This is a genomic window from Corynebacterium sp. HMSC074C05 (assembly GCF_001838325.1).
In the GTDB taxonomy this organism is placed as follows: domain Bacteria; phylum Actinomycetota; class Actinomycetes; order Mycobacteriales; family Mycobacteriaceae; genus Corynebacterium; species Corynebacterium amycolatum.
The window spans coordinates 1-13,409 of sequence record NZ_KV836282.1 but is presented as its reverse complement, the minus strand read 5'-3'; the positions used below and the strand labels follow the sequence as shown (position 1 = coordinate 13,409).

The 13,409-nt window shown below is 58.7% G+C and carries 12 protein-coding genes; 6 read left to right on the top strand and 6 right to left on the bottom strand.

All coding sequences use genetic code 11. The features are described 5' to 3' along the window. Positions 1–161: 161 nt before the first annotated feature. Complete coding sequence (locus tag HMPREF3042_RS02070) at positions 162–521, bottom strand: FKBP-type peptidyl-prolyl cis-trans isomerase (RefSeq protein WP_005511805.1); 360 nt, start codon at positions 519–521, stop codon at positions 162–164. 215 nt (positions 522–736) lie between these two features. Continuing rightward, entirely contained in the window at positions 737–2,032 is a 1,296-nt protein-coding gene (locus HMPREF3042_RS02065; protein ID WP_038626406.1) for a citrate synthase, read from the bottom strand. Positions 2,033–2,756: 724 nt separating this feature from the next. Between HMPREF3042_RS02065 and serC the strand changes: the two genes are divergently transcribed. From serC to HMPREF3042_RS02050, 3 genes are all read left to right on the top strand, one after another. Then, positions 2,757–3,893 (top strand): phosphoserine transaminase, encoded by a 1,137-nt coding sequence (gene serC / locus HMPREF3042_RS02060; protein ID WP_049171366.1) that lies wholly within the window; start codon positions 2,757–2,759, stop codon positions 3,891–3,893. 222 nt (positions 3,894–4,115) lie between these two features. Further along, entirely contained in the window at positions 4,116–5,243 is a 1,128-nt protein-coding gene (sepH, locus tag HMPREF3042_RS02055) for a septation protein SepH (protein ID WP_070855931.1), read from the top strand. Between the two features lie 15 nt (positions 5,244–5,258). Continuing rightward, complete coding sequence (locus HMPREF3042_RS02050) at positions 5,259–6,164, top strand: DUF6928 family protein (protein WP_070855930.1); 906 nt, start codon at positions 5,259–5,261, stop codon at positions 6,162–6,164. Between the two features lie 3 nt (positions 6,165–6,167). Here the strand turns inward: HMPREF3042_RS02050 and HMPREF3042_RS02045 are convergent, their stop codons facing one another. The 3 genes from HMPREF3042_RS02045 to HMPREF3042_RS02035 all read right to left on the bottom strand — a co-directional run bounded on the left by HMPREF3042_RS02045 (position 6,168) and on the right by HMPREF3042_RS02035 (position 9,413). Beyond that, positions 6,168–7,040, bottom strand: a complete 873-nt coding sequence (locus HMPREF3042_RS02045) for a TrmH family RNA methyltransferase (protein WP_070851992.1) — start codon at positions 7,038–7,040, stop codon at positions 6,168–6,170. A 9-nt stretch (positions 7,041–7,049) separates the two neighbouring features. Then, on the bottom strand, positions 7,050–8,564 hold the full coding sequence (locus tag HMPREF3042_RS02040; protein ID WP_070855929.1) for an NCS2 family permease: 1,515 nt from the start codon (positions 8,562–8,564) through the stop codon (positions 7,050–7,052). Between the two features lie 156 nt (positions 8,565–8,720). Continuing rightward, positions 8,721–9,413 carry a DUF3027 domain-containing protein gene (locus tag HMPREF3042_RS02035; protein WP_224792227.1) on the bottom strand — a complete coding sequence of 231 codons (693 nt, stop codon included), beginning with the start codon at positions 9,411–9,413 and terminating at the stop codon, positions 8,721–8,723. Between the two features lie 23 nt (positions 9,414–9,436). On the opposite strand from HMPREF3042_RS02035, the gene HMPREF3042_RS02030 reads away from it, so the two are divergent. Beyond that, entirely contained in the window at positions 9,437–10,597 is a 1,161-nt protein-coding gene (locus HMPREF3042_RS02030) for a glutaminyl-peptide cyclotransferase (protein ID WP_070855928.1), read from the top strand. Between the two features lie 122 nt (positions 10,598–10,719). Next, positions 10,720–11,214 (top strand): DUF2771 family protein, encoded by a 495-nt coding sequence (locus HMPREF3042_RS02025; protein WP_048733726.1) that lies wholly within the window; start codon positions 10,720–10,722, stop codon positions 11,212–11,214. A 71-nt stretch (positions 11,215–11,285) separates the two neighbouring features. Here the strand turns inward: HMPREF3042_RS02025 and HMPREF3042_RS02020 are convergent, their stop codons facing one another. Continuing rightward, entirely contained in the window at positions 11,286–11,717 is a 432-nt protein-coding gene (locus HMPREF3042_RS02020; protein WP_048758732.1) for a cold-shock protein, read from the bottom strand. 869 nt (positions 11,718–12,586) lie between these two features. On the opposite strand from HMPREF3042_RS02020, the gene HMPREF3042_RS02015 reads away from it, so the two are divergent. Beyond that, entirely contained in the window at positions 12,587–13,207 is a 621-nt protein-coding gene (locus tag HMPREF3042_RS02015) for a transglycosylase family protein (protein ID WP_070601695.1), read from the top strand. The last annotated feature ends 202 nt before the right edge of the window (positions 13,208–13,409 follow it).

Here is a 13,409-nt window from a genome sequence, read left to right as displayed (position 1 = left end):
ATGATGCAATGACCGCCTGACTCTACCGGCAATTTTTCACGCCTGAAGTGTCATAAACGCAGTCACTTTCTTCGCCGGAAATCCTGCAAACCGCCGACGGAGGAATGGACAGGAACCGCGAAGCGAAGCTCAGCCAGCCAACAGAGCCAGCATGTGGCCTTTTACTTAACGTCCAACAGGTCGATGACAAAGACCAGGGTCTTACCAGACAGGAAGTGTCCTGCACCAGCCGGGCCGTAAGCCTTCTCCGGCGGGCAAATCAGCTCGCGGCGACCGCCGACCTTCATGCCCGGAATGCCTTCCTGCCAACCGGCAATCAGACCGTTCAGCGGGAACTCGATGGACTGGCCGCGGTTCCAGGAAGAGTCGAACTCTTCACCGGTCTCGTAGTCAACACCCACGTAGTGGACCTCGACGCGAGCACCCGGGGTGGCCTCCTTGCCGTCACCGACAGTGAGGTCGTTGATGACGAGTTCCGTCGGAGCCGGACCGGACTTAGCAGTGAGTTCTGGCTTGGACAAGACAATCTCCTATCACAGTTGGCATTTATCAAAGCTGGCAATTATTCCAACTTAAATGGACCCAACTCAAATGGGGTTTCTTAAAATTCTAGGAAAAATAAAAGGCGCGTACCAACCTTTCGAAGGCTAGTACGCGCCTTTTCGCGTTTTCAACGCTGGACTTTTCTATGCTGAGCTACCTGCGAGGAACCCCTACGCGGTAATCGCTAAAAACCTTAGCGCTGGTCGCGCGGTACGAAGTCACGCTCGGTCTCGCCGGTGTAAATCTGGCGAGGACGGTTGATCTTCGATGCCGGGTCAGTGACCTGCTCGTTGAACTGAGCAATCCAGCCCGGGAGGCGGCCGATGGCAAACAGGACGGTGAAGAAGTCCGTCGGGAAGCCCATGGCGCGGTAAATCAGGCCGGTGTAGAAGTCAACGTTCGGGTAGAGCTTGCGGGAGACGAAGTAGTCATCAGCCAGTGCAATCTCTTCCAGCTTCATGGCCAGATCCAGCAGCTCGTCGCCACCGAGGTGCTCGAGCACGTCGTGAGCGGTCTTCTTAGCGATAGCTGCACGCGGGTCGTAGGACTTGTAGACGCGGTGACCGAAGCCCATCAGGCGGACGCCCGGCTCCTTGTTCTTTACGCGGTTCATGAACTCGGTAGCGTCGCCACCGTGGTTCTGCTGGATGTCCTCGAGCATCTCCAGAACAGCCTGGTTAGCACCACCGTGCAGCGGGCCAGACAGAGCGTTGATACCAGCAGCGATGGAGACGAACATGGAAGCACCGGAGGAAGCGACCATGCGGACGGTGGAGGTGGAGCAGTTCTGCTCGTGGTCAGCGTGCAGGATGAGCAGCTTGTCCAGAGCGTCAACCACAACCGGGTCAACCTCGTAGTCAGCGGTCGGGTAACCGAACATCATGCGCAGGAAGTTCTCGCGAGCGTTCAGGTTGTTGTCCGGGTACATGTACGGCTCACCCTTGGATGCGCGGTAAGCGTATGCAGCCAGCATCGGAACCTTAGCCATCAGGCGAACTGCAGCCAGGTTACGCTGCTCTTCGTTCAGCGGATCCAGCTCGTCCTGGTAGTAGGAAGCCAGAATGTTGACCGAAGAAGCCAGGGTCTGCATCGGGTGTGCGCCACGCGGGAAGATGCTGAATGCGCGACGGAAGTCCTCGTCCAGCAGGGTGTGGTGACGAATGTCGTGGTTGAACTGTGCGATCTCTTCCTCAGATGGGAGGTGACCGTGAATCAACAGGTAGGAAACCTCGTTGAAGGTGGCCTTCTCAGCCAGCTGCTCAATCGGGTAACCGCGGTAGCGCAGGATGCCGTTACCGCCGTCGATGTAAGTGATCTTGGACTCGGTAGAACCGGTGGCGGTGTAGCCCGGGTCAAAGGTGGTCAGTCCAGTTTCCTGGAGCATCTTGCCCAGAGCAATACCGTCGTTACCCTCGGTTGCCTTGACGATGTCCATCTCGAACTCGCCGCCCGGGTAGTGGAGTACAGCCTTGCCGTCTTTAGTAGCCACAACTTCCCTTTCACAGAAAAATTCTTCTTAACGACTCCAGAGCGCGGGGGAAGCAGGCACAGCGGAAAACAGCATGCTGCCTCCCAACTCCACGCCACCCCTTCGGGGTCGCATTGTTTCCAATGATTCAATTATGCGCGACATTTGCGTTCCATTGCATCTTGTCCAGTGAAAAAGTTTGCTTAGTTCACATCGACCGTGTCGTAACCATAAAGAACCGACACCTGCAGTGGATTAGAACACACAATATCAAAGAGTGTGAGCAGTGCAACACCCTCTACCCCATTCGGGCAGCCTGGGCTTACCCAATCTTGACCCCTCTTCACCCCGAAATGCAAATGGAAAAAACGGGTTTATTACGTTGTCACTGCTCATTTACTAATCAGGAGGTCAGGAACCCATTCAACAGCCGATGTCTTTAAAAGTTCAAAAGCCATCGAACCAACGCCCGAAAACACATCGACTAAATCCACAATAATTCACCTCTCCCCACCCACCCGAGACCCCACATCGTTAAGTTTTCAGCACCAACAAAACTGGAAAAAATTCTTCGCAAACTTTGCAAATACGCCAATCCACCCTGTTTTGTTATGCAAAGTACGGAAGCGGGGGCAATTGAACCCCACCCTTTTGCTATAAGTACCCCCGATTACCGCTAGAGTTTGAAGACAACGGCTGTATATCAAGCTTCACTTTGAATGCACTTTGAAAGGTTGCGCCTCATATGAGCGATCAATTCCCAGTCCTCCCTGAAGAGTTCCAGCCCGGCGACGGCCGCTTTGGCTGCGGCCCGTCGAAGGTTCGCCCGGCACAGATTCAGGCAATCGTTGACGGCGGTACCTCCATCATGGGTACCTCCCACCGTCAGCCGGCAGTGAAGAACGTTGTTGGTGAGGTTCGCGAGGGTCTGGCTGAGCTCTTCCAGCTTCCGGAAGGCTACGAGATTGTCCTGTCCCTCGGCGGCGCAACCGCTTTCTGGGATGCTGCCACCTTTGGGCTCATCGAGAAGAAGTCCGCTCACCTGACTTACGGTGAGTTCTCCTCCAAGTTCGCCAAGGCCTCCAAGATGGCTCCGTGGCTCGACGCTCCGCAGATTATCGAAGCAGAGCCGGGTTCCGCACCTGAGGTTGTCGCTGGCGAAGAGGGCGTTGACCTTATTGGTTGGGCCCACAACGAGACCTCCACCGGCACCATGGTTCCGGTCACCCGCCCGGCAGGCTCCGAGGGCCAGCTCGTGGCTATCGACGCCACCTCCGGCGCCGGCGGCCTCCCGGTCGACATGTCCCAGGCTGACGTCTACTACTTCTCCCCGCAGAAGTGCTTCGCTTCTGACGGCGGTATCTGGTTGGCTGCAATGTCTCCGGCTGCCATCGAGCGTATTGAGAAGATCAATTCTTCCGACCGTTTCATCCCGGCTTTCCTGAACCTGCAAACTGCCGTTGATAACTCCCGCAAGAACCAGACCTACAACACCCCGGCCGTCGGTACTTTGCTGATGCTGGCTGATCAGGTCAAGTGGATGAACGCCAACGGCGGCCTCGACGGCATGGTCGCTCGCACCACCGAGTCCTCATCCCACCTCTACAACTGGGCTGAGAACCGCGCGGAGGCAACTCCGTTCGTCACCGATGCTGCGAAGCGCTCGCTGGTCGTCGGCACCATCGACTTCGAGGACAACATCGACGCCGCACAGATTGCCAAGGTTCTGCGCGCCAACGGCATCCTCGATATCGAGCCGTACCGCAAGCTGGGCCGCAACCAGCTGCGCATCGGTATGTTCCCGGCCATCGACCCGGAGGACATCCGTCGTCTGACTGGCGCTATCGACTGGGTTCTGGACAACGGCTACGCTGCCAAGTAATAGCAGGGCAGCTAGCAGCATGGCAGCTGCCAAGTAGCGGCATGGCCACTGCAAAGTAACGCCAAATTAGTCGCAAAGCAGCCGCCTTTTACCGGCCTCAGCCGCTTAACTCCCGCGCCACGCGCAAGGGCATTGCCCCAATTGTCCGTGACGCGGGAGTTTTGTCGTTTACCATGATTAGTGAGCATTACTTATAACGTCGACCAACAAGGAGGTTCTCGCATGAGGGAGCTGAAGCCAGTTCTGGACGGCGATGTGACCGATTCACTGATTCTCGTTCCCGCTGATATCACCGAGCAGGAACGGCAGGAGGGACTTCGCTTCACGCTGCCTCTCGACGAGAACCTGCGCACTTTCCTGGTCGAGCACTTCGAGCTCGCCGATGCCACCGGTTCCCCTGCTGCAGCTGATTCCGCATCGCTTGCCGACGGATCAAGCACCACCACCGCCACTGCCAGCGGTAGCTCTGGGGAGAGTGCTACCGCAGAGAGCGGTTCCACCGACGAAAGTTCCACTGGTGGCAGCACAGCGGAAGCCACCACTGCAAGCGGCGGCTCGGCCGAAGGCAGTGAGACGGCCGACAACTCCGGTGCGTCAGGCGGGGCACCGAAAAAGACTCCAACGGCGCCGAAGCCAGTTCTGGAAGAGCCTCGCGTCGTTTTGTCGCCACGCGAGATTCAGGATCGCATTCGCAGCGGCCAGACGGTCGAGGAGCTCATTGAGTACAGCGGCATGCAGCCGCGCAAGATTGAGTCCTTCGCCTACCCGGTGCTTGCGGAGCGCGCACGTATTGCGGAGCTCGGCAAGCAGTCAAAGCCACGTCGCATTGATGGCCCGGCCAAGTTGTCCCTGTGGGAGATTCTCGCCACCGCTTTTGCCGCCCGTGGTCAGGAACTCGCCGATGCCTCGTGGGATGCCTACCGCGACCCGAGCGGACAGTGGATTGTGACGGTTACTTGGAATGTGGGCCACACCACCAACGTGGCCGAGTGGAGTTACCAGGCGGAGGGACTTTCCGCGCTCACCATTGCTCGCAATGAGCTGGCAGCAGAGCTGATTGACCCCGACTTTGCCCGCCGCAACCGAGACTTGGCTCCGCAGGCCAATCGAGCTGCTGATACCGCGGATACCTCTGAGATGCCAGCCGCATGGCAGTCTTCGGCAGAGCCGCAGCGAGGCCACGGGGAGCAGGACGTTCCGTCGCAAAGCGACGCCGACGACGACGATGTTGACGAGGCGGAGTTCTTGCAGCACCCGGACGCGGAGCAGCCGAAGCGCAAGAAGAAGACTGTCATGCCGTCGTGGGAGGATGTGCTTCTCGGCGTACGTCCGAACGGCCCGAAGAAGTAGGAGTTTTCCTCGACAATGAGCTCCATGACCAGTGGCAACGCTTCTGATTTCGAATTCTCCGCGATTCGCCGCGGTGTAGTCACGATTTGGTTTATCAGCACCAATGACCCTGCTGCGACCCTGGAGACAGGTGTTCAGCATGACCGCGGTTTCGGGCGTCGTTTCCTAGCTCTCTATGATTCGACGCTGCCGGTAACACCGATTGGTGATTTCCCGCTCAACCGCTCGGCGGAAACCGGTGACGGCGAATACTACATCGGCGGCTTTGAAGGCGTTGCCGTACTGCAGACGGTTCTCGACGATGTCTCGCAGCTGTCCAAGCTGTCGCCTCGTCTGCGCCAGGAGATTGCCGCCACGGACGTCTACGCGAGTGTGTCGAATAAATCCACGGGCTTCGGTGCCTTTGCGCATTGGCACGATGGTGAGCTCAAGCGCGCTTTCTCCGCTACTCGCTACCGCACACTGGAAGACATCGGTCTTCCCTGCCCCGCAGAGGGCAGCTTCTGGGCGGGCAAGCACCGCCCAATGCCCGACGCTTCCGAAGGTACGGCTTCACGTCCACGCGAAGGGGTCGGTTTGCCGTTCATTCCGGCAGAGCTTGCCGACGCCGTCATCACCGACTGGCTTGGATTCGACCCGCATTCGCCCGCTACAGATATCCCTGTTAGTGGTTTTGCGGTCGATGGCCGTCGTGCGGCTCCCGGAACTTCGTATTCGACGTCTCGTAGTCCGCGCGGGCTAATGAGTGAGCCGGGTTCCTCCGAGTCTGGCGCAGAGCTTGACCGCGCCTACGACGACTACGAAGTTCACAACGCAGAGCCAAACCGAGACTTTCTGGAGGAGCTCAGTCGCTTTGGTGCTAAGGCCAAGAACTTCGCTGGCCGCACCTGGCAGCGGGCGCGAGGCAAGTTCGGGAAATAGTTTCTACTGCCCTGCGCGCTGCGACTGAACGCGTAGTCGCTCGTAGAACGCAATCGCTGCGGAGGTAGCCACATTCAGGCTGTCAGTTCCCGGTGACATGGGAATGCGGGCACGCACATCGGTGGCTGCCATCGCGTGCTCGGTAAGTCCCTGCCCCTCAGCACCAACGAGAATCGCGACCTTGTCCGTGTCCATGGCATCCCACAGGTCCACCGTGCCCGCAGGGGTCATCGACACCACGCGGAAGCCCTGCTCTTTGAGCTGGTCCAGGCTTCGCTGCCAGGTGGTCGTAGTACCGGGCAGAGTCGCAAATGGGACTGTCAGCACATGCCCCATGGAAACACGCACGCTGCGGCGATACAGCGGATCGGCGCAGGCCGCGCCGAAGACAACCCCATCCACGCCCATGCCCGCCGCGTTACGGAACAGAGCCCCGATGTTCTCGTGGTCCCCAACACCCTCCATCACAGCCAAGGTGGTTGCTCCACTCAGAACTTGGTCCACCGAAAGCTCCGGCGCGCGGTCAGCGGTGGCCAGCAGGCCACGGTGAAGATCAAATCCGACCGCTGCGGCCAGAACCTCGCGGTCGAGTTCAAACCAGGGCACAGTTTCCGCAATATCGGCCTCGCTCGCGGTCAGTCCGTCGGCAAGCAATGCGAGCTTCTGGCGAGTACCAAAGACTGCGCGGAGCGGAAAGCGTGAGCGCACTAACCGTGGCACAATGAGCGTGCCTTCGGCGATGACCAGGCCCTTCCCACCGGGCAAATCGGGGCGGGAATCGGACTTGTTGAGGTTGCGGATGTCATCGAGACGGCTGTCGGCGGGATCGTCGACGACGATGGGCGCAAAGCGTTCGAGGGATGTGGTGGTACTCATGGAAACTCTTTAGCCGCCCAGCAGAGCGGTGAACGGATCGGCAGCGAAGTAGATGACGAACAGGCCGGAGACAATCCACATAAGCGGGTGCACGGACTTGGCACGACCCGAGAAGATAGCCATCGCAGCAAAGGTGATGAAACCGATGCCGATACCATTTGCAATCGAGTAGGTAAACGGCATGGTGACAATAGTCAAAAATGCCGGCAGTGCGATGTCAAAACGGGTGAAATCAATCTCGGTGATCTGCCCAATCATCATGGCACCGACGATGACCAGCACAGGCGCGGCAGCCTCGATGGGCACGATTTCATAGAGCGGGGTGAAGAACATCGCCGCCAGAAAGAGGATGCCGGTGACAATGTTGGCAAGGCCAGTGCGTGCACCATCGGCGATGCCCGCTGCGGAGTCCACAAAGACAGTGTTCGACGAGGAGCTGACTGCACCGCCGACGATGGCACCGGTGCCTTCGACAACCAGTGCGCGCTTCATGTCCGGCAACACACCGTCTTCATCGACAAGTGCGGCCTGCTTGCCCAGACCAGTCATCGTGCCCATGGCATCGAAGAAGTTAGCCAGGACCAAAGTGAACAGCAGCATGGTGGCGCTGAGGGCACCGACGCGGGCAAAGGAGCCGAAAAGATCCACAGCGCCAACGAGGGACAAGTCCGGCATACCACCTACACGGTCCGGCAGAGTCGGCACCGCGAGATTCCAACCGGTCGGCACTGGCTTGCCATCAGCGAAGGAGGGACCCGCATCCGTCAAGGCCTCGGCTGCGAGCGCAATGATGGTATTCAGCACGATGCCGATAAAGAGGCCGCCTGGAATATTGCGGACAACCATGATGCCGCAGATAATCAGCCCGAGGACGAACACGGCGGTCGGCCACGAGGCAATCTGGCCATTGATGCCGAGCTGCACCGGAACAGTCGTGCCCGCGGCATCGGGAATACGCCGAACCAGGCCACCGTCGACCAGACCAATCATGGCGATGAATAGGCCGATGCCCACACTCATCGCGGCTTTCATATCGGACGGAATCGCGTGGAAGACAGCTGTTCGGAATCCGGTCAGCGCCAGCAGCACGATAATCACGCCGTCCAGCACGACCAGGCCCATCGCTTCTTCCCAGGCCAGCCCCTCGTTAGCAACGAATGTCACGGCAACCAGGGTGTTGATGCCCAGGCCCGTCGCAATGCCGAAGGGGTACTTGGCAAAGAGACCAAAAGTAATGGTCATGACGCCCGCGGCGAGCGCGGTGACAGCGGCGACCTGCGGTATCCCCAGGCTATTGCCGTTGACATCCTCGATATTGCCGAGGATCAGCGGGTTGAGCAGAATGATGTAGGCCATCGCGAAGAAGGTCACTACGCCACCGCGAATCTCGGTTACGGTCGTCGAACCGCGCTCCGTGATGTGAAAATAGCGGTCCACTGCTGAAAGATGGCTCCTCGGCCGTGCAGGCTTGGAGTCCTTCGCCTCATCTGAGGATATTGCAGAGGTGGACGTACCTTTGTCCATTTTTATGCCTCTCTAGAGTCTCTTTTTATCCGTGTCACGTGTTTGTCCGTGTCAGAGCGGAATTTTTGTGCCGAAAGCCGCCACAGTGCAGTCTCTGGGACCACAGCGGTGTTGAAACTGCACCGTCTTCGTCATCGCGTTTGCCTAGGCGGGAAGCTACAGGTGCGAATCCTGGTAGGGTTCCGCCACGGGAGCGCCCTGCCCCGTTACTTCCGGGATAGCTGAGTGAGCACCACAGCCGTGGTCAAAGCTTACGGCCGTGGCATCGAATGTCCATTCGTTGACACACACGCCCCAGTCCTTACCGAGCGGCCCGGTCAACGGGACCATAAAGGCACAGGTTCGGCAACGGTGCAGTGCTTCCCGAGCAAAGTCACTCTCAGAGCCGGTATCGCCCTCTTCCCAGCGCTGCTCGGTATCTTCCACACCACGCGCCGACAACGTGCGGGTCTGCAAATCATCGCCGTCGAGTCGCTCATCTCCTACCGCAGCCGGCAACAGATCACGCGGACCGAGGTCACCGGGGCGCAACCGCTCCTCGTAGGGCACCCATTCAGGCGCCTGCAGCGCGGTTTCGCCAGGGACAAGAGCCACTTCACTGACCGTCGCCTGTTGAGTGCCCGGCGCGCACGCGACTACCACATGCCACTCCCAGCCCCTGTATCCGGGCAGGTCAGCTGCAAAACGATGCACCGCAACGCCCTCGCCTACGACACTTACACCAGTGTGCGCGCCGGCAGGCCCCTCCCCCAGCTCTTCAATCGCGGTACGGGCAGTGTCGACTGCCTGGTGATTCATCACCTTCCCCCGTCGGCGGCTGTTTCGGGAACGTCGTCGATTTTCAGTCACGTTTCCTATCCTAGAGTGAAGCTATGGACAGATTCCCGTCGGGCGACGCAAAACCCGCCCGCCCCTTCCACTCATCACGCTTTACGACGGCCCGAGCTGCCATCCTCTCCGTGGCAACTGCCGTCCTATTGGCCGGTTGTGCGACTGAAACAGGTTCAGGTAGCAATTCCTCAGGCGAGGCCCCAGCTAGTGGAGCTAGTGCGGGTTCGAACTCCGGCACCGCCGGAAGGTCGACTTCAGCTTCGGTTAACCCCTCCGAGCTGGTCGGTGCCGATAAGGCGCCGGGGCTCGGTGACGTTCCGACACTGAAACTGACGATCGAGCAGTCCTATCCCATCTCCGCTCCACCACTTCCCGCTTCGAAGAATGTCACTGCACCTTTTGTCCAGGGCCTTGAGTTCGAACCGGATGGCTCTTTGTTGATGGGCACCGGCCTCTACGGTGAGTCCCAGATTTACCGATTACCACAGTGGCTCGACAATCCCGCAGTCGAGCCGACCAACGTGGAAGATTTACAGCCTGAACTCTTCGGCGAGGGACTTACCCGTCATGGAGATACCGTGTGGCAGCTGACGTGGAAGGAGGGACGCGCCCTAGAACGCGATGCGGCTACTCTCAAGCAGCGTCGCGAGGTTCCCTTTGACGCCGAGGGGTGGGGCGCGTGCTCCTTCGATGACACCATCGTGACCTCCGATGGCAGTGGCACCCTCACTTTCCGCTCCCCTGATGACCTCTCATCCCTGCGTCAACTGCCCGTCACTGCGGCAGGCACGGAGACAACGTGGCTCAACGAACTCGAGTGCGTCACTGTCGACACCGACGTAAATCCGGAAGCAGCTCTGGACGAAGCACCGGCGGACACGAGCGATTCAAACAGCCAGAGCAACACAGACGGACCAACCTCCCCGCAATCGCACCGCGAGATTTGGGCCAACGTCTGGCAGAGTCCATTCATCTACCGCATCAACCCAGAAGACGGAAAGGTCACAGGCATCGTCGATGCCACCGAGCTCTTCCGCGACCTGTACGCGCAACTCTCCCCGGCAGCGCGAAACAGTATTGATGTGCTCAACGGCATTGCGCTGATGCCGGATTCTTCGTCTACCTCGCCCAATGGAACCCGTCAGTTCCTGCTTACAGGGAAGAAATGGCCCACAGCCTACCGTGTTACCGTGAGTGAATAGCAGTATCTGGCCCGAGAACGGCTAGTGTGACTGAACGTAGCTTCAATTCCGTTACGAATGTCGGGAAGTGAGAGTTGATGGGATCGAGTAGGCGCCGCTGGCAACAGAATAGTAAGGCGTTCGTGGTTGTCGGCGCTATTGTCGTGGTGGGTCTTGTCGTCACCGGCATCGTCCTTGCTGTCAATAAGTGGACCAACCAGGCAATCGACGACCCACACGCGCTGTCCATCGAGGTCATTCAGGACGGCGAAACCACAGAAGTTCTTCCCTACCGCGTCTGCGACCTCTTTGAGAAGAATGCCTGCACCACGACTGAGACCAACGCTGCAAAGATCTCCCTGGGCGAGCAGGAGACGGCTGAGGTTAACGTCGGCTCCACTGTTGGCTCTAACTCTTGGACTCTGCAGCGCTTCTTCTCCGACGATGCGGTCAACTCCACCTCTCGCAAGGATCCGGGCGAAGCCACTACCGAGACCATCGCTGGCTCCGCAGCTGTTGCCGGCAAACGCACCCCACTCGGGGTCGTGGAGGTTTCCACCGCGCTCATCGGAAAGAACTCCGAGGGAGAAGAGACCACCTACGGTATTACTTGGTCGATCGTCAACGAACCGTCGTAAAGCACAGCAAAACGCCCGCTCACTGAGGTTTTCCACCTTCATGAGCGGGCGTTTTTACTTCTTCTAACGACTTACGAGTCCAGCTCGCGCGCGACCGCACGCAGGACTTCAGCCATCTGGTGGCCGTCCTTACGCTCCGGGTAACGCCCGGCGCGCAGGTCACGCTGCACCGTCGACTCCAGCATGGAAATCATGTCCGAAATCATGCCGTTGAGATCGCTGGGGCTGTACTTCTTCGCTTGACGACGGGCACCTGCGCCCCCGCCTGCCCCGCCACGGCGGTGACGGGCACCGCGCGGTCCCTCGTCGAGCACCTTGATTCGGAGGGCCTGCGGGCCTGGGCGGCCGTCAGCGTAGTCGTACTCCAGGCGCTGACCAGTTACAAGCTCTTCCACGCCTTTCGGCAGCACGTTCTTGCCGATGTAGACATCTTCACCGTCCGGATTCGACACGAAGCCAAAACCGCGATCCTTGTCGTACCACCTGACCTTACCGATGGGCACTTTCCACCTAACCTTCCCGTGCCCTGCGACTGGGGGCACTCAACCTCGTTCCCCTTGGGCAGCGGTGACTGCCCTTCGGGGTCTTCGGATCGGAGATGCAATTCTTCCCCACTCGCCACCGTCCTCGCACGCACAAACGGCCAGAGTTAGAGGCTCGATCGAGGCGAGCTTGGCCAGACAGGACCGCGAGGATATGCCGGGCCGGGTGCTGTCTTAATGGTGTTCCTTTAATTAAGGTGCGACCAAAACAGGACGCGCTCCAACCGGGAACACATTATTTATTACTGCTTACTAGTGCGAAGTGGCGGCAGCGGTAGCGGCGTGCATGTGCACGTCACCTCCGATTACCTAAAGAACTCAATTATACCCATAGATGGGGACATAAAGGGAAGATGGATTTGTGTGAAGCGAGCACCCTCGCGGATTGACGCACAGAGACTGCAACGAACTGCCAGCGTTGGTTCTTCTTGGCTATCTCTTATGACCTCTTTTCAAGTGCCGGAGACGCGCCAAAACAGGAAAAATAACAAGACGATAACGTGAGCTTTATCACATTATGATGTTTTAACTTACACATCACCAATAACAGTCACGGCTCCTACCTGCAGTTTCACCTACTTTTATGCATATTTCCAACCTGCGCTCAAAATTAAGAATCCGGCGGTTCGCGTGACTATTTCGTTACCAACCGCTACGGTGTGCAATCGACGCGTTTAACGGACGAAGTCGCATAGATCGCCTTCATCTCACTCCAGTGCGATGACATCGGCCCGTTACCAACAACGTGAAGAACTTTCCATAAGAGTGAGATGGGGTTGCATTAGCCCCACTGGCGCCACAAAGAAAATCGACGAAAAGGAAATTTTCATATGGCTCGCCACGCAGCTAAGACCAACACCTTCGCTTCCACTTCGGCAAAGGTTGCACTGACCGGCGCAATCCTCGGTGCCGGTGCCGCTATCTTCGCACCGACCGCTTCTGCAGCTCCAGACTCCGACTGGGACCGCCTGGCACAGTGTGAGTCCGGTGGCAACTGGCACATCAACACCGGAAACGGCTACTACGGTGGCCTGCAGTTCTCCGCAAGCACCTGGAACGCTTTCGGTGGTAACGAGTTCGCTTCGACCGCTGATCAGGCTTCCCGCGAGCAGCAGATTTACGTTGCTGAGAAGGTTCTGGCTCAGCAGGGTTGGGGCGCATGGCCGGCTTGCTCCGCAAGCCTGGGTCTCTCTTCCGGCCCGACCGATCGTCCGCACCCGAGCCAGGGCGCCGCTCCTGTTCGCGCACAGGCCGCTCCGGCAGCTGCTGCTTCCGACTCCAAGACCGACCTGATCCAGCAGTTCGCTGACCGCCTCTCCAACGTCGACAGCCTTTCCGACGCCCAGGCACTCATCGCTGAGTTCCGTGCACTGACCGGCCAGATTGAGCTTCCGCAGGAACTGGTCGCAGCCATTCCGTTCGACCTGTCGAAGCTGCAGGGTCTGGTCTAAGGCTTTCGAGCTAGCCAGCTCATCGCAGTAGCCCCGAGGGTGATTTCACCTTCGGGGCTACTTTTTGTCTTCAACAGGTTGGCGATACCGGCCCAATGTAAGTTACTGCCTGCGCGAGTTACTGCCTGCGCGAGTTACTGCCTGCGTTTATGGCTGGCGACTGCGTGCCAACGCGAGTTAGTGACTGCGTTTATGACAAAAA

What these genes read in the sequence shown, in the direction of transcription:
- serC (WP_049171366.1), top strand. Translation starts at nt 2,757, where the DNA reads ATGAGCGATCAATTCCCAGTCCTCCCTGAAGAGTTCCAGCCCGGCGAC.
- sepH (WP_070855931.1), top strand. Translation starts at nt 4,116, where the DNA reads ATGAGGGAGCTGAAGCCAGTTCTGGACGGCGATGTGACCGATTCACTG.
- HMPREF3042_RS02050 (WP_070855930.1), top strand. Translation starts at nt 5,259, where the DNA reads ATGAGCTCCATGACCAGTGGCAACGCTTCTGATTTCGAATTCTCCGCG.
- HMPREF3042_RS02045 (WP_070851992.1), bottom strand. Translation starts at nt 7,040, where the DNA reads ATGAGTACCACCACATCCCTCGAACGCTTTGCGCCCATCGTCGTCGAC.
- HMPREF3042_RS02040 (WP_070855929.1), bottom strand. Translation starts at nt 8,564, where the DNA reads ATGGACAAAGGTACGTCCACCTCTGCAATATCCTCAGATGAGGCGAAG.
- HMPREF3042_RS02030 (WP_070855928.1), top strand. Translation starts at nt 9,437, where the DNA reads ATGGACAGATTCCCGTCGGGCGACGCAAAACCCGCCCGCCCCTTCCAC.
- HMPREF3042_RS02015 (WP_070601695.1), top strand. Translation starts at nt 12,587, where the DNA reads ATGGCTCGCCACGCAGCTAAGACCAACACCTTCGCTTCCACTTCGGCA.